At 54.6% G+C, this 25,163-nt stretch carries 16 protein-coding genes; 7 read left to right on the top strand and 9 right to left on the bottom strand.

All coding sequences use genetic code 11. From position 1 onward, the window contains the following. Nucleotides 1–192 precede the first annotated feature (192 nt). Nucleotides 193–2,607 carry a TIM-barrel domain-containing protein gene (locus tag RBB76_RS11035; protein WP_429632451.1) on the bottom strand — a complete coding sequence of 805 codons (2,415 nt, stop codon included), beginning with the start codon at nt 2,605–2,607 and terminating at the stop codon, nt 193–195. 247 nt (nt 2,608–2,854) lie between these two features. Between RBB76_RS11035 and RBB76_RS11030 the strand changes: the two genes are divergently transcribed. Both RBB76_RS11030 and RBB76_RS11025 read left to right on the top strand, forming a co-directional pair. Then, nucleotides 2,855–3,331: a PepSY domain-containing protein gene (locus RBB76_RS11030; RefSeq protein ID WP_429632448.1), complete on the top strand. Its 477-nt coding sequence runs from the start codon at nt 2,855–2,857 to the stop codon at nt 3,329–3,331. Beyond that, complete coding sequence (locus RBB76_RS11025; protein ID WP_429632446.1) at nt 3,231–4,112, top strand: PepSY-associated TM helix domain-containing protein; 882 nt, start codon at nt 3,231–3,233, stop codon at nt 4,110–4,112. Before RBB76_RS11030 ends, RBB76_RS11025 begins: the two co-directional genes overlap by 101 nt. A 144-nt stretch (nt 4,113–4,256) precedes the next feature. On the opposite strand, the gene RBB76_RS11020 is transcribed toward RBB76_RS11025, so the two are convergent. Then, the gene (locus RBB76_RS11020; protein ID WP_429632443.1) at nt 4,257–5,375 is read right to left on the bottom strand and encodes a WD40/YVTN/BNR-like repeat-containing protein; all 1,119 of its coding nucleotides are present in this window, start codon (nt 5,373–5,375) and stop codon (nt 4,257–4,259) included. Nucleotides 5,376–5,634: 259 nt separating this feature from the next. On the opposite strand from RBB76_RS11020, the gene RBB76_RS11015 reads away from it, so the two are divergent. Beyond that, nucleotides 5,635–8,382 carry an MGH1-like glycoside hydrolase domain-containing protein gene (locus tag RBB76_RS11015; RefSeq protein WP_429632440.1) on the top strand — a complete coding sequence of 916 codons (2,748 nt, stop codon included), beginning with the start codon at nt 5,635–5,637 and terminating at the stop codon, nt 8,380–8,382. 3 nt (nt 8,383–8,385) lie between these two features. Here the strand turns inward: RBB76_RS11015 and RBB76_RS11010 are convergent, their stop codons facing one another. From RBB76_RS11010 to RBB76_RS11000, 3 genes are read right to left on the bottom strand one after another with little or no spacing between them, the layout of a single operon-like run. Then, nucleotides 8,386–9,780: an efflux transporter outer membrane subunit gene (locus RBB76_RS11010; protein WP_429632437.1), complete on the bottom strand. Its 1,395-nt coding sequence runs from the start codon at nt 9,778–9,780 to the stop codon at nt 8,386–8,388. Next, nucleotides 9,777–12,941 carry an efflux RND transporter permease subunit gene (locus RBB76_RS11005; RefSeq protein WP_429632434.1) on the bottom strand — a complete coding sequence of 1,055 codons (3,165 nt, stop codon included), beginning with the start codon at nt 12,939–12,941 and terminating at the stop codon, nt 9,777–9,779. Before RBB76_RS11005 ends, RBB76_RS11010 begins: the two co-directional genes overlap by 4 nt. 2 nt (nt 12,942–12,943) lie before the next feature. Continuing rightward, nucleotides 12,944–14,173, bottom strand: coding sequence for an efflux RND transporter periplasmic adaptor subunit (locus tag RBB76_RS11000; RefSeq protein ID WP_429632431.1), 1,230 nt, complete (start codon nt 14,171–14,173; stop codon nt 12,944–12,946). A 458-nt stretch (nt 14,174–14,631) separates the two neighbouring features. Here RBB76_RS11000 and dhaL point away from each other — a divergent pair, with 458 nt between their 5' ends. Next, a complete protein-coding gene (dhaL, locus tag RBB76_RS10995; protein WP_429632428.1) occupies nt 14,632–16,344 on the top strand; it encodes a dihydroxyacetone kinase subunit DhaL in 1,713 nt (570 codons plus the stop codon). Nucleotides 16,345–16,746: 402 nt separating this feature from the next. Then, complete coding sequence (locus RBB76_RS10990; protein WP_429632426.1) at nt 16,747–16,992, top strand: hypothetical protein; 246 nt, start codon at nt 16,747–16,749, stop codon at nt 16,990–16,992. A 121-nt stretch (nt 16,993–17,113) separates the two neighbouring features. Here RBB76_RS10990 and RBB76_RS10985 read toward each other — a convergent pair whose 3' ends face one another. The 3 genes from RBB76_RS10985 to RBB76_RS10975 form a co-directional block, all read right to left on the bottom strand. Beyond that, a complete protein-coding gene (locus RBB76_RS10985; RefSeq protein ID WP_429632424.1) occupies nt 17,114–17,806 on the bottom strand; it encodes a hypothetical protein in 693 nt (230 codons plus the stop codon). A 147-nt stretch (nt 17,807–17,953) separates the two neighbouring features. Beyond that, the gene (locus RBB76_RS10980; protein ID WP_433963567.1) at nt 17,954–18,970 is read right to left on the bottom strand and encodes a pyridoxal phosphate-dependent aminotransferase; all 1,017 of its coding nucleotides are present in this window, start codon (nt 18,968–18,970) and stop codon (nt 17,954–17,956) included. Nucleotides 18,971–19,115: 145 nt separating this feature from the next. Next, nucleotides 19,116–21,596, bottom strand: coding sequence for a hypothetical protein (locus RBB76_RS10975; RefSeq protein ID WP_429632418.1), 2,481 nt, complete (start codon nt 21,594–21,596; stop codon nt 19,116–19,118). Between the two features lie 275 nt (nt 21,597–21,871). Here RBB76_RS10975 and RBB76_RS10970 point away from each other — a divergent pair, with 275 nt between their 5' ends. Together RBB76_RS10970 and xylA are read left to right on the top strand one after the other, a co-directional pair. After that, on the top strand, nt 21,872–22,153 hold the full coding sequence (locus RBB76_RS10970; RefSeq protein WP_429632416.1) for a hypothetical protein: 282 nt from the start codon (nt 21,872–21,874) through the stop codon (nt 22,151–22,153). A 326-nt stretch (nt 22,154–22,479) separates the two neighbouring features. Further along, nucleotides 22,480–23,799, top strand: coding sequence for a xylose isomerase (gene xylA, locus RBB76_RS10965; protein WP_429632413.1), 1,320 nt, complete (start codon nt 22,480–22,482; stop codon nt 23,797–23,799). A 66-nt stretch (nt 23,800–23,865) separates the two neighbouring features. Here xylA and RBB76_RS10960 read toward each other — a convergent pair whose 3' ends face one another. Beyond that, nucleotides 23,866–25,134, bottom strand: a complete 1,269-nt coding sequence (locus RBB76_RS10960; RefSeq protein ID WP_429632411.1) for a glycosyl hydrolase family 8 — start codon at nt 25,132–25,134, stop codon at nt 23,866–23,868. Nucleotides 25,135–25,163: the final 29 nt, after the last annotated feature.

Genomic DNA, 25,163 nt, shown 5'->3' with positions numbered 1-25,163 from the left:
ACCCTTAGCCCAGCGTGCAATCATCTTACGTCTGATCAGCACCAACAAGCGCGAGAACAGAGGACGCGACCGACGCCGCACCATCCTGATCCCGACCAACGGAAGGGCAAGGTAAGCCCTCCCCAAACAAGGTATACCCGCCACGAAGTGGCCGCCCCACGCGCAGTGGGCCCGTCCGGCAGGACACCAAAGCTAACGCCCCTCCCCAACGACTTCCACCAGCCCATCCTCCGATACCACATCAGCCTTCGCCCCCGACCGCGTTAGCTTCTTTGCCCCATCCGACCAATGAAACCGCGTCAGCTCCGATTTCCCCTTCTCGTACTCATACGTTGTCCCATCGTCGCGATACAGCTCAAACTCCCCATCCGCACCCGGATAAACCTTCACCTTCGCGATCCTCTGCCGCTCATTCGTACTCTCGACCGCTTCACCCAGCGGAAGAATCGACCCCGCCTTCACAAACAGTGGAATCACATCAATCGGCGCGGCTGCCGTCACCTTCTGTCCACCGCGGAGTCGCTCGTTCGTCCAGAAGTTATACCAATCCGTCCCAGCCGGCAGATACACCTCGCGTGACGTGACGCCTTGTTCCACCACGGGCGCGACCAATAGCGACGGCCCAAACATATATTCATCGCCAACATCGGCCACCTTCGGATCACCGCCAAAGTCCATAAACAATCCACGCATAAACGGCGCGCCATTCTCGTGCGTTCCGTGCGCGAGCGAGTAGATATACGGCATCAGCTCATATCTCAACTTGAGATATTTCTCGAGAATAGGCTCAGCCTGCTTCCCATACGACCAAACCTCATTCTGCGGCCGGCTTCCATGGCTCCGAAAGTTCGGCTGAAACGCACCATACTCAAACCACCGCACATACAGCTCCGGATAGTCGTCATACCCGCCCACATTTGCACGCGCATCCGAAGGATCAATCAACGGCGTCCGCTCGGGCTTGTGCACCGCTGGCAGATACTGCCAGCCGCCAATATCCGTGCTCCAGTAAGGCATCCCCGACGCGACAAAATTAATCCCCGTCGGGACTTGCCGCTTTAATGTATCCCAGTTCGCATTGATATCCGAAGACCAGAAGATCGTTCCGTTATGCTGCGCCCCGAGATAAGAGTCACGAGCCAGAATCAAAGCCCGCGTCTTCAAATCCCTTCTGAATCCGTCATAAAACGCGGCCGTATGAAACAGCGGGAACACATTGAAGTACTGCGTTCCCGGCCCGATATGCCAATAGCTTCCATTCGGCGGCAGGTCCGGCTCCGTCTCATCCGCCCAGAACGAATCGAATCCCTTCGCAACATAGTTCTCTTTCACAACTCCCCAGAACCATTTCGCAGCTTCTGGGTTCGTCGAATCAATATCCGACCCCGCTCGATCGTACGGCAGCCCATTCGTCGGCGTCCCATCTGCCAACGCCTCGAACCACCCGTTCTTCAACACCGTCTCGTAGTAACGGCTCTCGGGTACGAATCGCGGCCACACGCTGATCATCGTATGAAAGTTCATCGCATGCAGTTGCTCGTTCATCGCGATGGGATCAGGCCAGCGCGCCGGATCCATATCCATCTCACCCATCTTTGTGTAGTGAAACCAGTCGATCACCAGGTCATCAATCGGCAGATGCCGCTCGCGATACCCTCGCGCCACTGCCATCAGCTCCTCCTGGCTCGTATACCTCTGTTTGCACTGGATATATCCGTACGCCGACTTCGGCAGCATCGGCACATCTCCCGTAAGCAGCCGATATCCTGCGTAGATCTCGTCATACGTCTTGCCTGCAATCACGAAGAACGAAACCCTCTGACCTACATCCGACGTCCAGCGCGTCACATCATTAAAACCAAACGCCACCGTTGTCGCCGAAGGATTATCCCAGACAATTCCATATCCTTTATTTGTAACCACAAAGGGAACACATACACTCTGCCCCGCCGGAGCGTTGTAGTCATGCGCGCAGCGAACGACATGGCCCCGCCGATCGAGATACCCTTCCTGGTTTTGTCCCAGGCCGTAGTAGTGCTCGTCCTTCGGCGAAGCGAATGTAGCACCCACCTGAAAGAACGGCGCATCCGAAGGACGCCGGTCATACAAAATATCCGCATTCCCGTCCTTATGGTTCGGCACCGACATCTGCCATCCCTGCATCTCGAGTATTGACGCCCCATCCGGCGTCTTAATCGAAATCCCCACTCCTGGCGTAGATCCGTTGAAAAACTTCGCAATATCCGCCTGCGTCCCCTTCACACCGGCCACCGACTCAGGCCCACGCCTACCCGCCGGGGCAACCGTCACCACCATGCGCGAAGACCGCAGCACGTCCCCTATTTCGCTCGACTCTGCAACCCACCCCGCTCCCGCCGCTTTCGCCGAAATCCCATACCCAGGCCCAGCCAGCGCATCGTCGCGGCGCAAACTCAAACTCACCCGCACCACATTCGCAGCATAAGGCTCAATCAATACTGTGGCCTCACTCCGGCTCACCGCAATCTTTTGCCCACCCGCAGTTCCACCAAAGCAAACCCAGACCAACATCGCAAAAAACAATCTCGGCGCACCGATCTCCCAGCACGTAGTCCTCGGAACACGCATGCAAGGAGCTCCTTTTGCAGTCATCGACAAATTATGGCGCTTACACTCAAAAAATCATACTCAACTTGATATAGGACCAATCATGTCGTAGATTGGAATGAACGGGAAAAACCTCCCCCGGCTGTCTTTTGGCGAAGCACCAGGGGAGGTTCGAGACCGACAACCCGAAGGCTGACGATTGCTTGCAGTATAGCCGAGCGAGCCGTCACCAAGGTATCCAGGGAGGCTTTGGCTTGGCGACCATAGTGTGCAGGAAGCCTCTGCGACAGATGAAGTATGTCAGGCATTCCGGCCAGCCAATTTCGGCGGTCGTGCGATAACCCTTCGTCGACTTCTGTTTTGGGTTCACCTCGGCGTCGGAATCATCATCGGTTTAGTCATTGGCTTTCTTGCTGTTACCGGATCCATTCTTACCTTCCAACCACAGATTATTGCCTTCGCGGAAAGAAGCATTCAGCTCACGTCGCCCACACAAGGTTCGTGTGTAGCTCCTTCCGATCTATTGAAGAACGCTTCGGACTATTGGCACGGTTCGGCAACTGCTCTTGCCCTCTTCTCCGATCCGCACCGTCCAACTGAAGTTTCCTTTGGGTCGGATTCGGTCGTACTCGTAAATAGCTGCGATGGACGCGTTATTGGCAATGGGTGCAGAAAGACTGCGTGGTTTTTTTTCGGGCGTAAGGGATCTGCATCGCTGGGTCGCTCTCAATGGTGTGAGGCATGAGCAGTTGCGAAACATCAAGAATGCCTGCGTTGTTGGCTTTGTGTTCATGATTCTTAGCGGACTCGTGATTTGGTTCCCGAGGAAGCTGACCTGGCAGTACCTTCGACCCGCCGTGTTTTTCCGGCGAGATCTTCGTGGCCGAGCGCGGGAGTGGAACTGGCATAACGTGTTTGGCTTCTGGATGGCCGGTCCGTTGGCTGTGATCGCTCTATCGGGCACCATCATGGCCTATCCTTGGGCAAAGGCTCTCCTCTATCGAGTCGCGGGAGATCATCTTCCCACGGAGAGGGCGGAAACAGAGCCAAAGAGAGCAAAACCGTTACATGCTGACAGGTTTGCATCGCTCGATCTGGCGATTCGAGCCGCAATGACGCAGGACGCTAGGTGGCAGAGCCTGGAGATGCGGCTCCCCTCCGACAAGGACCCGAATATAGCTTTCAGGCTCGAAGAGGGAGATGGCAGCGATCCACGTCAGCGTGTGCAGCTCGTTCTCGCTCGGACGGACGGCCATGTGGTTCGGGTGGAACCCTTTTCCAACAACTCACCTGGCCGACGGTGGAGACTCTATGCGCGATTTGTTCATACTGGGGAGATGTTCGGTACAGCGGGCAGGATCGTCGCATTGCTGGCGTGCATAAGCGCATTGACGCTGGTGTGGACTGGCTTTTCACTAGCGTTGCGCCGATTCGCTTCATGGAGAAAACGCAAAGCTTCGCATGAGAGGGCTGGCGGTCCGCACAATAGGCCGAAGTCTCCGGCGCAAGAGGCTGCGAGAGTCTGACAAAGGCAGCAAAGCAAATTGTAGATACGGAGGTCACTGCGGAGTCTTTTGGCGAAGAGCCGCAGTGACCGTTGCATAGCAGGAGGTCAGGAACGCGTGACCATGCGCGGTTTCTTGACCGACCCTTGAACGAGCTTCGGAACGCTAGAAGCTGATCTTTAGAATCTGGCCGTTATTACCGACAAACCATCCGGCTTCCGGATTCGCAAATGCGATACCCCAGTAACCGCTGACGTCGGGGAGTTTGTACCAGGTTTGACCTTCATCGGGAGTCCAAGCCGCTGCACCGGAGCTGAAGTTCGGCTGAGTCTCTGTCGTGATCACCACGCTTCGGTCGTGTTTGTGCCCGGCGTCGTCGCGATGCCACCAATCATCGTAGGGTTCAACGCCACGCACATAGGCGAGACAGAAGATAGCTCCTGAAATGGGAGGTTTGGTCGTTAGGGTCCATTTTTGCCCGCCATCACTCGAAGTTGCGGCCTGGGTAGCACTGTCGTTGGTCAGGTCGCCGCCACCCACAATGCCATGCCATGGATCGCGGAACGCTACCGAGAGGCCACCAGCATTGGGGTTGCTCACGAGCGGTGTGTCATAGGCATTCCAGGTGTAGCCGCCATCCCGAGTCGCCAGGATCCGTGCGATGCTCGAGCCCCCGGTAGTAATCCAGGCGTTCTGCGATCCTTGTGTCGTAATGCAGGTTCCACTGGATGAGAACGAAGCTTCACCTGACAAGGCAGGTGGCATTCTGGGGGCGATCGAGTGCCAGGTTGTGCCGTTGTCGGTGCGAATGTCGGGGAATACCCCGTTGACCGAATCGCTGTGCGCGATGCCACGATCCGGCGACCAGAACGCGAAGCAGTCATAGAAGGCGTTCGTCGTCTTATTCGTAAACTGAATGGTCCAGTGCGCGCCGGCGTCTTCCGTCTTGTAGATGCGAAAGTCGCCGGTATTGTCCCCGATGGACATCAGATAAGCGACTCGATCGCTTACGCCCTGCACGTCGCGGAATTGCAGACTTTCGGCGCCCGGCACGACACCGGATCTCCAGGTCGCTCCGCCATTGGTCGTAACTACGTACGTTCCACCGGTTCCGGCTGCCCAGACGACTCGGGAGTTCACCGGACTGACGGCGATCAGCAGTTGCGTTGTGCCACTATGCTGTGGAGTGAGGGTGGGTTGATGACCTTTCCATGCATCTTGTGCGTACCCGCCAGGAACGGCAGCGGCTATCAAGAGAATGAGCGGCAGCGAGCGCTTTAACATAGAATTCCTCCTTGGAGCGGCTATGGAGCGTGGAGAAGTATAGGAACGCCGCCAAAGCCGCGTCAAATCACGACCCACTTTCTTATCAACAATTCATCCACCAGGATGAATTCGCGCCTATGACCAGCTTCCGCAGCGCTCCGGCCACTGCGTCAAGTTGGCGCTAAGCCACCGTCCTTGGCGTTAGACTGTCGCCGTACGGCTGATCTAAGTGCGCTGTGCAGTCTGTTGTTAGGCTATGTTTGAGTGAGAATGGATCATGCCCGATACAGCCCCGAAGACCGCAGAAGACCAACGCCTTGCTGAAAACAAAGATCGGACGAAAAACTGGCAGCGATGGGGTACCTATCTTCCGGAACGGCAGTGGGGCACTGTTCGGGAAGACTACTCTTACAACGGTGACGTATGGAATTCGTTTCCGTATGAGATGGCGCAGTTCAGGGCCTTCCGCTGGGGTGAGGACGGCCTGCTCGGATGGACAGATCGGCAGTGTCGTTTGTGCTTCAGCACGGTGCTCTGGAATGGGCAAGACCGGACTCTGAAGGAGCGGCTCTTCGGCCTCGGCAACAACGAAGGCAATCACGGCGAAGACGTTAAAGAGCAGTTTTATTATCTGGATGCAGTTCCGACGAATAGCTATTGCAAGGCGCTTTATAAGTATCCGCAGAAAGCCTTTCCTTACGATCAACTTCGTGAAGAAAACAGGCGGCGGGGCTATGACATGCCCGAGTATGAATTGCTCGACACAGGCATCTTCGACAGCAATCGCTACTTCGACGTCTTCATCGAGTACGCTAAGTCCGACGCGGAAGATATGTTGGTACGAATCACGGCGCACAATCGTGGACCGGAGGCGGCGCCACTCACGATCATGCCGCAACTCACACTTCGCAACAACTGGTCGTGGAAGAATTTGGAGGCAACAGGAAAGACAAAGCCTGTCATCTCGCAGACCGGCCCTTTCCAGGTAAAAGCGGAACATAAAATTTTGGGGGCTTATCGATTCGAACCTCTGGACGGAAATGCGATATTGCCCGAGCGTCTTCTCTTCACCGAGAACGATAGCAATATGCGCCGCCTGGATCCAAACTACAAAGGCCCCGACCATTTCAGCAAAGACGGCTTCGATCGATACGTTGTTCACGGGGACCAGAACGCCGTGAAGGAGAGCAATGGCACAAAGTGCGCGCTGCTATACCGATTCAATCTGCAGCCTGGCGCCAGCCAAACGCTTTACTTCCGTCTCGTACGCATCGATAGTGACAGGCCAATTGACAAAAAAACCGAGACCTTCGCTTACATTGAACCAGCGGGAATCGACATCGCGCAGGCGGAAAGCCTCTTCGCAACACGCAAGTCTGAGGCGGACCTTTTCTACGCGCAACGCATCCCGCAGGAAGCTACAGCAGAGGAGCGCAACATCTCACGACAGGCGTTTGCCGGCCTGCTGTGGTGCAAGCAATTTTATTACTTCATCGCTGAGACATGGATGAGCGGTGATCCAACACAGATCGCGCCTCCGCCAGAGCGGATGAAGAAGTCGGAAGACTGGCGTCACCTCTTCTGCCGAGACATTCTTTCGATGCCCGATAAGTGGGAGTACCCTTGGTTCGCTGCGTGGGACACGGCGTTCCACATGATTCCCATGGCAAGGATCGATCCGGAGTTTGCGAAGAATCAGCTTCTCCTCCTCTTACGCGAGTGGTACATGCATCCCAATGGGCAGATGCCCGCGTATGAATTCGCCTTTGGCGACGTCAATCCGCCAGTTCACGGATGGGCTGTGTTGCATGTTTATCGCTTAGGGTTAGATGAGAACGGCGTCGGCGATCTCGACTTCCTGGAGCGCGCCTTCCAGAAGCTCATGCTGAACTTTACATGGTGGGTCAACCGCAACGATGAAAAGGGACGGAACCTCTTCGGTGGTGGTTTCTTAGGGCTCGACAATATCGGTGTCTTCGATCGTTCCGTCGCTCTGCCGGACGGTGTAAACCTGCATCAGGCTGACGGCACCGCGTGGATGGGCCTGTACTGCGCGGTCATGCTGCAGATCTCACTCGAGCTTGCCCATCACCGCTCAAAGGCTTACGAAGACATTGCCAGCAAGTTTTTCGAGCATTACATCGCTGTCATCGACGCGATCAATTCTGTTGGGGGCTCCGGTCTGTGGGACGAAGAAGAGGGATTCTATTTCGATAAGTTAGATCACGACGACGGGCGCAGCATATCGCTGAAGGTGCGTTCCATGGTTGGCATCGCCCCACTCTTCGCCGTTTGCATTATGCAGCGCGACACGATAGCGGGGTTGAAGGACTTCGAGAAACGCAAGAAGTGGTTTTTAACCAATAAGGAAGAACTCTCGGAGTACGTCAGTACCGCCAAATGCGGCAACGAAAAAGTCAATGGTTCGGAGTGGATTGCCATAGCACCTCGCGACCGATTTCAACGTGTTCTACAGCGTGTTCTCGATGAGTCAGAGTTTCTTTCCCCTCACGGGATACGCGCACTGTCAAGACATCATCATGACAATCCGTTCGAAGTAGAGCTTGAGGGACAACGCCTCAGAGTTCGCTACACGCCTGCGGAAGGAGACAGCGGTATGTTCGGCGGCAACAGTAACTGGCGCGGCCCCGTATGGTTCCCTATGAACATGCTGTTGATTAATGCGTTGCAGCGTTATTCGCTAGTCTATGGCGATGATTTCAAGCTCGAATACCCCACCGGTAGCGGGCAGCAGCGGACGCTGATCGAGATTGCCGAGGACATTGCACGACGGCTGGTGAATCTCTTCCTCCCCGGAAAGGATGGCCACCGCCCGAGCCATGGCCGAGAGGAACGTTACGCTACTGACCCGTACTGGAAAGATCTGATCCTATTCAGCGAGTACTTCGATGGCGATACGGGGCGCGGTCTCGGTGCCTCCCATCAGACGGGTTGGACCGCGCTGGCTGCGACGCTGATCCAAGCGCTCTACACCGCTCGCGAGATGCGTAACAGCGCGCAATAGGAGCTACGGCTGCCAGCCTCCGCCCAATGCCTGATACAGCTGGACGTAGTTTTGCATCTCAGTATTCCAGGCAGCTGCCAACGACAACTCCGAAGTGAAAAACTGCTGTTGCGTAACAAGCACTTCAAGGAAGCTTGTCACTCCACCTGAAAATCGTACGTTCGCAAGACGCGCAGTCTCCTGGTAGGTGTTCGTCTGCTCTTCGATCTTCATCCGAAAAAGGCGTGCCTGGTTATATCCCACCAGACTATTGGCTACATCGCCAAACGCATTCAGTACCGTCTGTTTATAGGTCAATTCTGATTCGTTGCGCTGTGCCCAGGCGAGTTTGTAAGCACTCGTGATCGCACCGCCAGCGTATAACGGCTGGAGCACCTCTCCACCCAACGACCACACCGTCGCAGGCCCTTGGAGGAAGCTCGTCAGAGCCGTGCTCTGCGCTCCAAACTGACCCGTCAACGATATCTGTGGGAAAAAAGCCGCCTTGGCCACCCCAACGTTGGCATTTGCCGCGACCAGTAGTTCTTCACTCTGCCGGACATCGGGCCGACGCTCAAGTAGGGCCGAGGGAATCCCGGTCGGAACAGTGGCCAGATGAGGTTGATCGACCAGAGCTATGCCGCGAGCGATCGGTCCTGGGTTGCGTCCCAGAAGAATGCTGATCTGGTTTTCAGTTTGAGCGATCGACTGTTGGGCACTGATCACCTGAGCCTGGGCCTGTTGCAACAGCAGGTCAGCCTGATACACATCGGTAATGGCGCTGTCGCCGCCCGTGTATTTGACGGTGTTGATGCGCACGATGTCGGTGTCAGCAGCGACGTTTCTCTGGGAAAAGTCCAATTGATAATCAAATTGCCGTAGCGCGAAGTAGGCAGTAGCTATGCTAGAGATCAAAGTCGTCTGGACTACATCGCGGCCATAGGTGGTTGCGAGCAACTGTGCGCGAGCGGCTTCGGTGGCACGGCGATATTTGCCCCAGAAGTCCACGATGTAGTTGAGCGAAATGCCCAACGAATCCACGGTCGGCCCATTGAGGGCGAAGGCGTTGCGCTGATAATCCACGCCGCCTGAGCCAGAGACATTGGGCAACTGGTTGGCGCGTGTTATCCCCACCACTGCCTGCGCCTGAAGAATGCGAGAGGCAGCAATCAGCATGTCGTAGTTGTTGGTTAGGGCTTCCTTAATGAGTGCTCGGAGCGCTTCGTCCTGGAAGACCGTCTCCCATTGCATCTCCGCAAATGGCTGCACGGGAGGTTGACCGGGCAGGTCGGGCGCGACGCCTCGGTATTGATCAGGCGTCACCACTACTGGACGTTTGTAGTTTGGCCCTACCTTGCAACCGTTCAATAAAAAAAGTATCGACGCAAGGACGGCCGCGAATTTTCTCGTGCCGATCATGTGATAGGCCCCTTCGAAGTAGACTCTGTCTTGATCTCCGGCTCCTCCTTCTTGCCGAAGAGATTGCCGAAGCGTTCAACCACATCGAAGCTAACGGGGATGAAGAAAATCGCAAGCAGTGAAGCTGCCAGCATCCCGCCAATGACCACCGTGCCAAGTACCTGTCTCGAGATAGCGCCTGCGCCCGAAGCTCGCCACAAGGGAACGCACCCAAGAATAAACGCAAACGCAGTCATCAAAATTGGCCGAAGCCTCAGCTTAGCGCCGGAGAGCGCAGCATCGATCAACGATTGGCCACCCTCGTATTCCGACTTGGCGAACTCAACGATGAGAATAGCGTTCTTGGCAGACAAACCGATGAGCATCACGAGGCCGATCTGCGCATAAACGTTGTTGTCGAGCCGTCGCAAGTAGAGTGCGGCAAACGCGCCAAAGACTGCGATCGGAACGCCCAGCAAAACGCTCAGCGGGAGCGTCCAGCTCTCATACTGCGCAGCCATAATCAGAAACACAATAAAGAAGGAAAGCCCAAAGACCACGATCGGTTTGACTCCCTGTGCGGCCTTGACCTCTTGATATGACATGCCGAGATAGTCGAAGCCCATCTGATTTGGCATCGTCTTCTTGAATACATCCTGCAGCGCCGCAATCGCTTCCGACGAACTATATCCAGGGGCAGCAGAACCATTGATCTGAACGCATTGAAACTGGTTGTACTTCATAACGAACTCTGGCCCGCTCCGTGGGCCATTTCCCGTCAACGTACTCAATGGCACCATCTGTCCAGTGGCGTTAGTCACATAAAATTTGCCGAGATTGTCCACCGAAGTTCGATAGTTGCTCTCTGCCTGTACGTAAACCTGCCACTGTCGGCCGAATCGGTTGAAGTAGTTCACCAGCGATCCGCCCATAAACGTCTGTAGGGTCTGGTAGACGTTCGCCAGGCTTACCTGTTGAGTCAGCACCTTCTCCTGGTCGACGGTAATTCCCACCTGAGGCACTCCGAACAGCGCAGTGGTCATCACTCCAGCTAACTCCGGGCGTTTGCGCGCCTCCGCCATAAACACTTCCGTATTTTTTGCCAGGAATTCAATTGGGCTGCCAGATCGATCTTCGAGCACAAACGTGAATCCACCTGATGTTCCCACGCCCGGGATGGCTGGGGGTGGAAAGGCGAAAGCGACTCCCGCTGTCACTCTGGAGAGGGCACCCATCAAGTGTCGCTTGATTCCGGCGTAGCTCTCTGCCGGAGTTTTGCGTTCCTCCCAATCCTTGAAAGAGACAAAGAAGAATGAGCTGTACGTGGTATTCACGCCGCTCAGCATGCTGTAGCCGATAACGGAGCTGACATACTTCACGCCCGGCGTCTCCATCATGATCTTTTCGACTACCTTCGACGCGTTCGAAGTACGTTCGAGTGACGATGCGTTCGGCAGTTGCAAACCGCCGAACATATAACCCTGATCTTCATCAGGAAGAAAGCCTCCCGGCGTCTTGTTTCCAAAATATCCGGCACCGACGACAAATACCAGCAACAGCAGAAAGGCGAATCCCGCTTTGTGGATGAGGTGTCTGCAAGCGCCAACGTATCCATCCGTCACTCTGCCGAAGATGCGATTGAAACCGCGAAAGAAAGCTCCCAGCGGGCCACGAGATTCTTTCTTTGGTCGAAGCAGCATGGCCGAAAGAGCCGGACTCAGTGTCAACGCATTAAACGCCGAGAATGCGACGGACACTGCGATGGTCACGGCAAATTGTTGGTAGAGTCGTCCAGTGATTCCGGGAATAAACGCGGTCGGCACAAAGACGGCGCTTAATATCAAAGCAATCGCAACTACAGGGCCGCCGACTTCTTCCATGGCCTTGATGGTCGCGTCATGCGGAGTCATGCCGGCTTCGATGTGATGCTCTACAGCTTCGACAACGACAATCGCATCATCGACCACCAGCCCGATCGCCAGCACGAGCCCGAACAGTGAAAGCGTGTTGATTGAAAAACCCAGCAGCGGAAAGATCATGAACGTTCCGATAAGCGATACCGGAACCGCGAGCAGTGGAATCAGCGTAGCTCTCCACCCCTGCAGGAAGATATAGACCACGATAATGACGAGTGCCAGAGCTTCGAAGAGCGTGTGTTCGATCTCCTTGATCCCGGCGGTGACTGAGAGGGTCGTGTCGAGTGCCACCACATAATCGAGATCCTGAGGAAAGCGGGTCTTCGATTCCAACATCAACGCCCGAACTCCGGCAGCAGTCGCAACCGCGTTTGCCCCAGGAGCCTGGTAGATCGCGATCAGCGCAGCGGGCTTGCCGTTCAAGCGGCCAATCATGTTGTAGTTCTGCGCTCCCAACTCCACTCGCGCCACATCCTTCAAGCGCAGTATGCCTTCACCCGATCTCGCTCGCACGATGATCTGACCGAACTCCTCCGCGGAAGGGAGGCGCCCGGGTGCCCGTACCGTGTAGGTAAACTGTTGTCCCGCAGGAGCGGGATTACCGCCAATCTGGCCCGCGGGGTTCACATTGTTCTGAGCTTGAATCGCATTGATAATCTCTGGAACAGTAATCTTCAGGCTCGCCAGTTTGTCTGGATCGACCCAGCACCTCATTGCGTACTGACCAGCACCAAACACTGATACCGAAGCGACACCCGGCACCCTCGTCAGTGCATCGTTCAAATTGATCGTGGCGTAGTTCGCGAGAAAGATATTGTCATAACTGTTATTGGGGGAGCTGAGATCGATCAGCATCAACGGCGCCGCAGTCGACTTCTGAACCGTGATGCCTTGATTTAACACAGCGCTTGGCAACTGCGAGTTCGCCTGCGAGGCACGCATCTGGGTCAGAATCTGATCGGTGCTTGCGACGGTGTCGATGTTGAAATCCACCGTCAACGACATCTGCCCGTTGCTGGCGTTCAGCGAATACATATAGTTCATGTTGTCGACGCCGGACATCTGCTGTTCGATAGGCGTCGCCACAGATTGTGCGACAGTCTGGGCATCCGCGCCCGTGTAGTTGCCGATAACCTGGATCTGCGGGTCGGCAATGTTTGGAAACTGGGCGGTGGGCAGGCTCAACATCGAGACAACGCCAGCAAGGACCATCAGGATCGAAATAACAATCGCCACGATCGGCCGGTTGATAAAAAAATTCGACATAGTCAGTTGCCCTCGGGCAGCGACGCAACGACATATGGTTTAGCACTGACAGGCGTACCTTCCCGCACCTTCATGAAGCCCTGCACGATCACCTTCTCTCCAGGCTTCAACCCCTCCTTGATGATCCAGTTGGTTCCAACGCGATCTCCCACTTTCACCGGTCGAAACATCGCTTTATTCTCCGGACTGACGACAACCACTTGATACATCGATTGCACTTCGATGACGGCCGCCTGTGGAACCAGCAATGCGTCTTTGGTCACTCCAGTTTCAATGCGAACATTTCCGAAGCCACCGGGCCGAAGTATGCCATCCTTGTTCGGAAAGTCCGCTGCAAGCTGAATCGTGCCCGTCTGCGATGCAATCTCTCGACTGACCAGCATGATCTTGCCCTTCGCCGGGAAGGGAGTTCCATTTGCCTGGATGAACTCAACCGGAAAGGACGGTCCTTGTGCTTTGCCGCCGCGGACCGCCTGCGAGATCAACCGCGCTCTCGCAAGATAGTCGCTCTCACTGATGTTGAAGTATGCCCGGATCGGATTGATATCCGACACGGTCGTCATCTTGGTTGTGGTTCCTACAAGGTCGCCAACGTTCGAGTTAGAAGTACCGGCCAAGCCGTTGATCGGGGACGACACCTTCGTCCAGGCCAGGTTCAACTCAGCCTGAACCATGCTTGCCTGCGCAGCATTCACCTGAGCTACGTTGGCCGCGAGCGTGGAGATATCCGTATCCAGCTGCTTCTGCGGTATCGCGTGCTGCTCGGCAAGTGGACGATCCCGGGTAACATTGTTTTCCGCCTCAGTCCGCTGCGCCACAGCAACCGCCACCTGCGCTTTTGCTTCGTCAAGCGCCGCAACAAAAGGACGAGGATCGATCTCGTAGAGCAATTGACCTTTGTGAACGAAGAATCCCTCGGTATAGGCGCGCTTCAAAAGATAACCCTGCACCTTCGGGGTGATATCCGCGTTTACCTGACCGTTCAGCTGCGCTACCCACACCTGATAGTTCGGAACATTCTGTTGCACTACGTTGATGACTTCAACCTCCGGAGGCATTGGAGGTGGTGCAACTTCCTTCTTCTCGCAACCGACGATCCCGAAGAGCAGCATCAAACATGCCACGATTGCAGCAACACTGGCACTGAGCTTCGGTTTATCCGGCAAGTCACCTACACCCAGCTTGTCCACCCTGAAGTAAAGGAGACTCCGAACCTTAGATCGTGCGTACATTCTGATCCTCCAGAGAACTGGAGCAATTTCGCTATTGAGGTACGTGCTTCTGCCTTGTCTCGCCGCGCTAAAAACTCTTGCGACAGTGCATCCTGTAGCGGTTACACACTAGTCCCGAAGTTCAGGGGCCTCAGCTGACCTTTCTTGGAGGAGCAGCTGTACAGCAATGGTGTTAGGAAACGGCAAAGATGTAAATTGGGAGTTCGATTCTGGCGTCACAGCGCTTTCTCCTGGACATCAAGATTTTGCCACCAGTTCGGAGTCTCCCTTATTTGAAGATGCAAATCATAGCACCAAATCCATGCCCTAAAGGTTATTTTTTCGCTCCTCGGCTACCAATACTAATGATTACGCACGTCGTCGCTTTCGATTCCTTCCTGCGTCCTCAGTCCTGGGCAGCTTAGGCCATTCCCAACAGTTCGGCTGAACTCTACTCAACGCGATAAATTGTCTTCGTGATGAAAAAGTTTATTAACCGCCCCGAAGACGTCGTGCAGGAAATGCTGCAAGGGCTGATGGTGCTTCATCCAGGCTCTGCCGCTCTCTTGGGGCACAAAGTTCTAGTCCGCGCGAATAAAGGGCAAGCCGCTGACCGACAGGTTTCGGTGATCTCCGGAGGAGGCAGCGGCCATGAGCCGGCTCATGCAGGCTACATCGGCGAAGGCATGCTCAGCGCTGCGGTGGTCGGAGAAGTCTTCACATCTCCAAGCGCTGATTCTGTTTTTGCGGCTATCAAGGCGGTCGCAACAAAATCCGGGGTGTTGCTGGTGGTCAAAAACTACACTGGCGATAGGCTGAACTTCGGTCTGGCCGCCGAGATGGCGCGTTCTGAAGGTATTTCGGTTGATATGGTCATCGTGGACGATGACGTCGCATTGAAAGGAATAGAACAGGCCACGGGCGCGCGCGGTCTCGCTGGGACTATTTTCATCCACAAGTTGATGGGAGCTGCCGCGGATGAGGGCAAGAGTCTGACTGAATTAGCAAGAGTGGGAAGAGAAGCGGTTGGGTCTCTGGCGACCATGGGTGTTTCGTTTTCGGCGGGAACCTCACCCACGGTCGGAAAGCCAAGCTTTCAGCTCGGTGAGCGCGAGATGGAGCTCGGTCTCGGGATTCATGGAGAACCTGGAGCAACACGGACGGAACTACAGCCAGCCGACAAACTGACGGAGACATTGCTGACCACAATTCTGAAGCACGGAAAGTTTGGCGACGAAAAGCGCGTGGCTGTGATGCTCAACAATTTAGGAGCAGTCACAGAGATGGAGCTGGCGATCGTGGCTCGCCACGCATTACCTTTCCTCGAAGACAAAGGTTTTACGGTGGAGCGAATATATGCTGGAACGTTCCTCTCATCACTCGACATGGCTGGGATCTCGATCTCCGTTCTCGGGGTAAACGATGAGCGGCAGCGTTGGCTCGATGCGGCGACTTCGGCCCCTGCGTGGCCAAACGCCCTGAGACAAAGGCCGGGCAACCCGGAATCGCGAATCGCCACGTTGGTCGATGCAAAGGTGAACTCGCCGACCGGCATCGGCGCGCAATCGGAGAACGGCAGAAAAACAGAGCGGGCCATCGACGCCGCATGCCAGGCGCTGATCGCCGCCAAAGTCGAACTCACGGAGATGGATCGCGTAACGGGCGACGGCGACCTGGGTATTAGCATGGAGCGCGCAGCCAGGGCCGTGCAAAACACGGTGGGGTCGTATCCTTTGGACGAAGCTCCGGCTACGCTCAAAGCGCTTGGTCATACTCTCCAACGTGAATTGGGTGGATCTTCAGGACCGCTGTACGGAGTGTTTTTCCTGCGTTGCGGCAGTGTTCTGGAGAGCGCAGGCGCAACCGGATTAGCGAACTGGGCCGACTCGCTCGATCAGGGCTGCCGAGCCATAAGCGAACTTGGTGGCGCAAAGTCGGGCGATCGGTCCATGCTGGATGCGCTCGATCCCTTAGTGAAGGCATTGAAGGAGAGTGTGAATGGAGACAATTTCGGCAAAACAATCATGAACGCGGTCGAAGCCGCGGAGCGCGGCGCCGAGGCAACAGCCACGATGAAACCACGGGTAGGCCGGTCCAGTTATCTAGGCGATCGCGTGCTCGGCCATCCCGATCCAGGGGCCAAAGCGGTTGCCATTTGGTTGCGCGCAGCCTGCGAGATCCTTGTCGAATAAGCCCGTAATTCGTAACCTCGCCTCAGCTATAGATGAATCTAGAAGCTGCCACCAGAGGCATCGTCTGATTTACTACTAATTAGTCTCTTCGGACCAAAAATGACCTGCTTACTTTCGCCAGTGCGCCTCCTTAGCGCAGCCGCAGACGTACGTCTTAAAAGCGAACGACAAATGAATCAGATCTTTTCTCCACGCGGCTTTTCCTTTGCTGCACGACGGTTCTCTTAAGATTTGTTGTTTCCGGAGCCGACGCTTTCGGCTACGGTGACCCAAATCACGCGCTAGACTCCGCGTGTTCTGTGTCGCCGTCGGCTTCCTTCGCTGACCTTACGATTCAGGTTACCGATCCAACTGGGGCAGTCGTAGACCGGGCAGGAGATCGAGGCTCGTTGTGGGCTCACCGTGGCAACCGGCATCATCAACAGCGATGTCGCCGCAACGATCCATCTGCGCAGCGGGAACTACACTCTTACTTCAAGTGCTCCTGGCTTCGCGAAAAAGTCTCTCGAGGTACATCTTCCGCTCAACGCTCCCCTATCGATCAAGATGGATCTGAGCTCTGCTACCGATATCGTCAACGTCTCCGGAGACAGCGGCTGTGTTCCCTATGATCGAATGCTGGATCGAAGACCAATGCGCTGCTCCTAGAGGTGCCTCAGTCCATGTCGATTACGGTAATCACTCCGCGTGCTCGATCTCTCGCTGACTCACGATTGATGTACTGGAATCGTTATCTTCGCTCGGCTACGTTGCGACCTACGGTTCGCCTTCAATGTTCCGGTTGACCCACGACGCGCATGCTGAAGCTCGCGATGGCGGCAGGGCTCGATTCTGGACGCACCTGGAGCGTGCCAAGCACCTCAGTCCGCAAGGGGGTCTGGTCGCGGAGTCGGAACACGAGGACGCCGGGCTGGACCTCTTTAGCAGAAAGCAGATTGAAGCCTCCGGTCTGCTGCCGTAGTTCAATTTGTGCAGCCGCAGCGGCGGCGAGTGCGACATTCGGCAAAGCGTCGCCGAGCTCAGAATAGCTTGCCTGGTTGAAGGCGGCGAGCCAGGCATAGAGCAGGCGGCCCGCAGGCGTGTCGGGGATGAGGCCCACCTGGTCGCCGAACCGGGGCAGACGAACGAGGATCGTGGGATGAACGGGGCTGACGTGATCTCCACGCCGAGCGGGCACAGGAGCGTCGGCGGGATCGCCGAGTACGATGGTGTCGATCTGGGATGGATCGTCTTTCTCATCGGCAGCCGAGGCAGCCGCCGTTGCGGCGCTGGCGGAACGGCCTACGCCGGAGGTGAGTTGAGTATGTCCGTTGTGAGCCAGTGCATAGAGGACCGAGAAGAGCGCACCGACGGCGGCTACGATAGCCAGCAGAATGGCGCCAGGACTGAGCGTCTGGCGGCCGGTGATATAGAAGCGCGGAGCGGTCGCAGTGGAAACTCCGGTGTGGAGAGGCTGCTGCATCGTGGGCGATCCTCAGGCGTCCTGGGGGCGGACCGGATCGAAGGAGAGGTCCGGCGGCGTCGGCCGCACTTATAGTGTAGACGCGCTGCCAGTAGGCGACGTGAGCTGATCGGCAGCGATAGCGAGACCCTGCTGCAAGGGTAGATCTCAGGAGCGCGACGATAGCTCATTCAGCACCTGACGTAGCTGCTGTTGAGCAAAAGAATTTTCATCGACTTTTCCGATCGTGATACGCGCCCAATTGGAATAGGAAGGAAAACTCCTGCCAATATCAACTCTGCGGACACGCATTGCAGCTGCGACTTCAGATTGCGGATGACCCGAATTGAAAAAGATGAAATTGGTATGAGAGTTTGCATGCGGCAACTTAAGTTCATCCAGCGTAGAGATCCATTTGCCTCGTTCATCAATGGTTATGGATCGAATCTGGCGGACGTGGGATGTGTCTGCAAGCGCGGCTGAGGCGGCGGCTATATTAAGGCGTCCGAGAGATTCCGCATCCCCGATTCCCTGTTTGCGCAGAGTGGCGGCAAGCTCGCGCGGAACAAGTGTGTAGCCGATGGGAAGTCCAGCAAGTCCGTGAATCTTATCGAAGGTGCGAAAGACGAGGACATTCGCGCCATCCCGAGTCAAAGACACGGCGGAGCGGGTTTCAAAGTCTGGAGTGTATTCAAGGTAAGCTTCGTCAACGATAACTGGGGTACGTTGTGAAACGTCGTGAAGAAACTTCTTGAATGCACTGTCCTCGCTTATGGTGCCCGTAGGATTGTGGGGGTTAATCAGGTAGAGGGCTCGCGTCTTGTCGTTGACCTTTGCCGCCAATGCCGGCAAATCGTTTTCATACTTTTCGTTCAGAGGCACGCCTACTCCAACTCCCCCGACCCGTGCAGCGGCATTGATAAGCGCAAGGTATCCGGGTGTTGAGTATAGGAATTCACCGCCAGAACCTTTCTCGCTTCCGAAGTAGAGACCGAGTTCTCCAAGGATCTCTCCTAACACCACTTGTTCCACGGGTACGCGTTCGTAAGCTGCAATCTGTTCTGCGAATGCGTGGGCAGCCGTCGCATCAGCGTAACGAGAGAGGCGCTGTAGTTCATCTCTCAAAGCAACTTCGACCTTGGGTGACGGACCAAATGCGTTTTCGTTCAGGTTAAGGTGGATCATTTCTCTGGGTGTTTGCGGCTGCGGCGTCGCAATCGCAGAGGTCGGAAAGAAGCTCGCCCCCAGGGCAAGAGTAGAGTTTTTTAGAAGAGACCTGCGAGTAAGCACTGATTGCATTTTTCCTTTATAGATAAGTGTCGTACTTGAGTCAGTAAGTTATATGCAGACCGAGCTGAAGGTAGCGCGGGAAGTTGGCTTGTGCCGTGATTGCACCGAAGTTTGCACTTCCGAACGCGGTGTTTGGGCCCGCAAACAATGGTGTATTGAAAGTGTTGAAGGTCTGCGCGCGGAACTGTACGTTCAGTCTGTCGCGAATCAAAACGCTCTTAAACAGAGAGATGTCCCAGTTTTCATAGCCGGGACCACGCAACGACAGAGTGCGCGGAGCGTTGCCAAACGTGTAGGCCGCAGAGGTTGTGAATGCTCCCGAGTTGATATATCCGTTTAGCCGATCATAGAGGGTGCCTTTGGTCCCGAGTGCAACTCCGGATACAAGATTCGGACGTTGCACACCGTTGCCCGCAATGGTGTTGTTCGGATTGCTGCTCTGATAGATGGAAACAGGAAATCCGCTCTGGAAGGTGGGTAGAACGTTCAACTGCCACCTGCCGATGATCTCGTCACCCCAGCGAGTACCAGTTGAAAAGCGCTCTCCTCTGCCGAACGGAAGATCGTAAAGAACGCCAGCGACGAATCGATAGGGAACATCGGTGACCGAGTGAGCATATTCGGCTTCAAGGTCATATACATTCTGCGGTGCGGAGATGCCTGAACTCTGAATGCTGTTTGCCGTGGCAAAAGAGGAATCCATGTTGCGTGACCAGGTGAAGGAGGTCACAAGATTTAAACCATGACCTGCGCGTTTTTCTGCCTTGATCAGAAGCGCGTTATAGTTCGCGTGCGCAGAGCTGACGAAGAGATTCACGGAAGTAAATTGAGGGAAAGGGCGTAGCGTTTGCGACCGTGCCACTGTAGTTTGACCTATGATTCCAGGTCCTCCGGCGACATAGTTTGGATTTGGCACCTCATCGCTGAGGGAGCTGCCCAGGCTGAAGTTTGATGGATCGAGCTGATTGAAATTGACCGGCGTGCTGCTGGTTGGAGAAGGGTTGAGATTGATGGATCGCGATCCTATATAAGAAACATCGAGCGCGATATGAGAAGGCAACTCCTGCTCGACCCCGACCGAGAACTGTTGCACCCGCGGAGCATGAAGGTTCTGATCATAGCTCGTAACCGAATTGCCGATCCCTGTGAGCAGCCCCGCAGAGTTTCCAATTGGCTTTTGGAGTCCTGCAGGGAATGGGTTGTTGATGGTGCCCACCGACGTCTGGTTATTGTCGAAGCTGGCAACGTATGAGTTAGCCGCGGTAAAACCTGGCGCTAAAGCACCGATTGGGTCATAACGTAACGGGGCGTAGAGAATCCCATATCCACCACGGAGAACAGTCTTTGTCCTGATTTGGTAGGAGGCGCCAAGACGCGGAGCAAACTTTAGAAGCGATAGATCGCCAATGTCGCGGCGATTGCCGTCCACACCCGCAAACAGGATTCCGCCTGTCACCGTAGCGCCATTCGCCAACTGAGAAGTTGCCGTGCGGTCGAAGCCAACCGCAAGCTGATTGTGGTCTTCTTTCAACCCTGTCTCCCCCTCGTACCGAAGGCCGAGGTTAAGCGTAAGTCGCGAGGTGACTCGCCAGTCGTCTTGCGCGAAGACAGCGAAGTAGTCCAGGTAGGTATTGAGCTGCGTGGTGATATCGACTTCCCCTGACACAGGGTAGCCAAGCAGGAGATCAGCGAGATCTGACCCCGAGCCATCGCCCGAAGCATTTGGGCCCGACTGAGTAAATGCGCCTGAAAAAGTATAGGTACCAGGAGCATTGCTGAAATCCTGAAAGTCCATACGGATGCGGCGGTATTCCCCTCCGAAGGTCAGATTGTGACGCCCCTCCGTCCTGGCAACCGTTCCATTGATGATTTGCGACTTCCAGTTGTCGAGCGAACTGGTGTTCTGACCTAGCTGCGAGAAGTTACGCAAAAAAATAGTTGGAAAGAACTTGGACTGAATCTGAGATGAGTACGACGCGGGGAATCCAAGTGTTGCGGGATCGAAGCCCTGACTAACCTCCGCGATAAGGTTTGGAAAGCGATTATTGCCGTAGCGCGCAGTTACAACCGTCTTAGGATTCAGGATCCACGTGCTATTGACTTGAACGGCATCGACCTGACGATGATAGGTATAGGAATAGCTCCCAGGCAGCGTGCCGAGTGGATTTCCCAGAGGCTGCAAGGCTTCGTAAAAGATATATGAGCCGCTGATGTTCCACCATGGACGAATCTGCTGATCAAGCTTTACCGTCACTTCCTGTGCATGGTCGCGCACATCGTCCGTTCCCGTGAAGTTGTACTGTCCCGTCGGAGTACTCAACTGAGGAAGCGGATAGTAAGAGGCAATGTTTTTGCCTACTGTACTGAGTTGACCGACAGGAATCTTGTTGCCGGCAAACGGTGTTCGATGGGTGCCGGTCGCATCGGTGAAGGTTTTCATCGGATCGTAGATTACGTTCAGCGAGCCGTCAGCGTTGTAGCTTTTTGAAAAGTCTCCAGTACGCTCGAGCGCAGTGGGCACTGCAAAACTCTCGGTGTAAGGAGAGGTCTGAATATACCCTTCCGAGCCAATCCAGAAGAAACTCCTGTTCCTGCCATCGTAGACATGCGGAATAACGACGGGTCCCCCAAGCGACGCCCCCCAGTTGTAGTACGGACTGTCGGGCCGCGGAACACCCTCGCGGTTCGCAAAGAAACCGTTTCGCTAAGCTGAATTGTGAAAGGTATAGGCTTTGCTCTGGTACCGGAACCAATCGCATCCGAATATTCGTTTGGCGAAACATCGTATACATAGCGATGCTGTCGTGTCTGGCGGCGCCGACTCTAGGCGCTGCGACTAAGAAGGAACCCTCGGAGAAACAGACCGTAGAGAACGTCGAGCTGCTTCTGCCTCCGTCGCTTAGTGGCCAGTCGGTCGAGGTGGCCGTTGCGCTCTACGTCACGAATTTTGTGGCCATCGATGAGACCAAAGAGACGTTCGAGGTAAGCGGATACCTCACCGCGAAATGGAAAGATCCCAGGCTTGCTTTGCCATTCGGTGCAACGGAGCAGAAGAAGAGAATTTTATCGAGTGGGTGAGATCTGGGCCCCACTTTCCAACTCACGGTCTATAGAATATAGTTCTATGATCGAATAAACTCGATTAGACGGCGCCATACATTCTATAGGTTCAAAGGAATCATTTGATAATGACTGATTTCATAGCCATTTTTGAAGTGATCTTCATAAAGAAATGGATGGCTAACCGGCAACTGTCATGACTGAAACAAATAACATTTAGTTGTGCTCCGAAATTTTATAACCATATCCCTTCGAATGTGAACAAAGTGGCAATGCTCTTGCCAAGTTGCAACTTCGCCTTATGCATCACCGTAAGTTCGTGATCGACGCCAGGAGAGAGAAAATTGATCGAATCTATTTTTAGCCCCTTCGCTACGGTTCAATATGAGGGCGAAGACTCGCAAAACATGCTCGCTTATCGCTACTATGACGCGAGTAAGATTATCTTTGGAAAGCCTCTCTCGGAGCATCTCCGCTTTGCCATCGCATATTGGCACAGTCTCGCAATGAATGGGAGTGATCCATTTGGCGGACCCACGATTCAACGACCATGGATGCTCGCTAGCGACGCCATGGCCGCGGCTCGAAACAAAGCGGATGCAGCATTCGACTTGTTTCGTGTGCTCGATCTTCCGTTCTATACGTTTCATGATCGCGACATAGCTCCCGAGGGTGATTCACTAGCGGAGTCCCTCCGAAACTTCCACGTAATGGCAGAATATCTCGCCGACAAGATGAGCACCCATAAAGCAAAGCTGCTGTGGGGTACGGCAAACTTGTTCTCACATCCGCGTTTTATGGCCGGTGCCGCTACGAATCCTGACCCAGAGGTTTTTGCCTGGTCAGCAACTACGGTCAAACATTGCATGGATGTCACGAAAACTCTTGGAGGTGAGAACTATGTACTCTGGGGCGGTCGAGAAGGTTATGAGACGTTATTGAACACAAACATGGGACAGGAGATCGAGCAGCTCGGACGTTTTCTAACTCTGGTTGTGGAATATAAGCACAAGATCGGCTTTGAAGGCCAGATCCTCATTGAGCCGAAGCCAAAGGAACCGACCGCCCATCAATACGATTTCGATGTTGCCACCGTTTATGGTTTGCTCAGAAAATTCGGCTTAGAGAATGAGGTTGCGGTCAACATCGAAGCGAATCACGCACTACTTGCTGGTCATAGCTTTGAACATGAAATTGCGACTGCGGCAACGTTTGGTATCTTGGGCTCTCTGGATATGAATCGCGGCGATCCTTTGTTAGGGTGGGATACTGATCAGTTTCCGAATGATCTCCAAACAACAACCATGGCTATGTATCACGTGATAAAAGCCGGGGGAATCGGAAAGGGTGGATTGAACTTTGATGCAAAGGTCCGGCGACAGAGTTTTGATCCGGAGGACTTGATTCATGCCCACGTCGGAGGTGTGGATCTGTGTGCCCGAGCGTTCTTGTTGGCAGCTCAGATCGTAGAAGACGGACGGTATGACCAAATCCTTAGCGAACGCTACTCTGGTTGGCAGACCCCGCAGGCTCAGTCGATGCTCAGGGGCGAATTGACTCTAGACCAGATTGCTTCAGCCACTGAGGCAGGTGGGGTCAATCCTAAGCCGCGTTCAGGCAAGCAGGAGTTGCTGGAAAACTTTCTTGGGAGAATGACCTGGTGAGTGTTCTGCAAGAGAAACAGACTGACGATTGGCACGCGTTTTTCGGAATCACCTCGCGCACAAATCCTAATGCCCCGGGCGAATGTACTTAGGTCCGTAAACGCGAAAATTTCCGGAGCAATGGAGTAGGCCCATGAGATACAGCAGCCCATCATAATAGCGTTGTTCGCCATAAGGCGTAGCCGAATTCCAGAGGTTTTCGACGAAAGCGTTAGCGTGATTGTTTGTTGCGGCTAGGGATGCAACCGCCATCGTGGCTACCATACCGACTGAGTGTCTTTGGGAGAGAGGCAAACCTGCAAGAGTGTATTGATCGTCAAACTTCGCGAGGTCTTGGGCAAACAGGAACTGTTGAATTCGATTCGAGAGTTCCGATTCCTCCGGACTCTTTGCCCACCATGATGCATCTACACTCCAATTGCTAGCTGTCCTCCACGAGTCGTAGGAGAAATCGGTAGAAAAATGATTAAAGCTGGGTCGTGGAGACCCGTCCCAATTGGCGTAATCCGGTGAGAGGCCTGTCTTTGGATCTGTCGTAAGAAGGAAAAATCGGCGGCTTGTTTCGGCAGCCTGGGCCCAAAATGCTCTATCTTCGGGTGGTCCCCATCTAGCCCATAACTCATAGTAAGCGGGTAAATGATACGAGGGGTCAGTGAAGTCTTCATTGGGACTGTCAGGCACGAACCGTATCATGTGATGCTTCTCATCGACCATGGGACCGATGGTGCGAATTCCTGAATGCGTCGACCCGGTCATAACCGGATGATGACGCATCAAATGAAGTAAACGATCAGCCTGAGCTTTGTAGTTGTATAGCTCTCTTCCCGATCCCCAACGATTTGCTGCGAAGTAAAGACTCATTACGAAGTACTCTTCACCGTCCGGCGCCGGCGTAGACGAATGAGGAGAGCCATCAATATTCATTGACCATTTGTAATAGCCGAATCCAGGATCTTTGCGGTCAGTGATGAGCATGTAAGTGTTGGCCCAGTTCCACAGAGCGTCAAACTCGCGCTTCCGGTCCATTTGAACAGAGATCATCATCCCATAGCTCATGCCCTCTGTTCTCACGTCGTGATTGGCTATATCCGTGATGTAGGCCAGAGCGCCTTGTTTATTGCCTCCAACTTCATAGAAGAGAGTCTGTGTCTGCTGATCACCATGAAAAAGCTGCTGAAAGGCTGCGTTTATTCTTGCGCGGCTTTCGTCTGGCGAGTGACCGATTTCTGCGAACAGATCTCGATATCGCCCAGTGTAAAAGGCTCCCCTTTCGGCATCTTTCTCAGTTGCCGGAAGTAGTGTCTGGCATAGTGCTAGTACGGTAGTGAGCAGCACGCAACGAGTCCGAAACATGAGGTTGTTCT

Source organism: Tunturiibacter psychrotolerans, from assembly GCF_051013365.1.
Lineage (GTDB): Bacteria > Acidobacteriota > Terriglobia > Terriglobales > Acidobacteriaceae > Edaphobacter > Edaphobacter psychrotolerans_A.
This window is presented reverse-complemented; position numbering and strand designations above follow the sequence as displayed.

Coding starts and splice junctions, on each gene's coding strand:
- dhaL (WP_429632428.1), top strand. CDS start 14,632: ATGAAAAAGTTTATTAACCGCCCCGAAGACGTCGTGCAGGAAATGCTG.
- RBB76_RS11025 (WP_429632446.1), top strand. CDS start 3,231: ATGGACGCGTTATTGGCAATGGGTGCAGAAAGACTGCGTGGTTTTTTT.
- RBB76_RS11005 (WP_429632434.1), bottom strand. CDS start 12,941: ATGTCGAATTTTTTTATCAACCGGCCGATCGTGGCGATTGTTATTTCG.
- RBB76_RS10980 (WP_433963567.1), bottom strand. CDS start 18,970: ATGATCCACCTTAACCTGAACGAAAACGCATTTGGTCCGTCACCCAAG.
- RBB76_RS11000 (WP_429632431.1), bottom strand. CDS start 14,173: ATGTACGCACGATCTAAGGTTCGGAGTCTCCTTTACTTCAGGGTGGAC.
- RBB76_RS11035 (WP_429632451.1), bottom strand. CDS start 2,607: ATGCGTGTTCCGAGGACTACGTGCTGGGAGATCGGTGCGCCGAGATTG.
- RBB76_RS10985 (WP_429632424.1), bottom strand. CDS start 17,806: ATGCAGCAGCCTCTCCACACCGGAGTTTCCACTGCGACCGCTCCGCGC.
- RBB76_RS11015 (WP_429632440.1), top strand. CDS start 5,635: ATGCCCGATACAGCCCCGAAGACCGCAGAAGACCAACGCCTTGCTGAA.
- RBB76_RS10970 (WP_429632416.1), top strand. CDS start 21,872: ATGCTGTCGTGTCTGGCGGCGCCGACTCTAGGCGCTGCGACTAAGAAG.
- RBB76_RS11010 (WP_429632437.1), bottom strand. CDS start 9,780: ATGATCGGCACGAGAAAATTCGCGGCCGTCCTTGCGTCGATACTTTTT.
- RBB76_RS11020 (WP_429632443.1), bottom strand. CDS start 5,375: ATGTTAAAGCGCTCGCTGCCGCTCATTCTCTTGATAGCCGCTGCCGTT.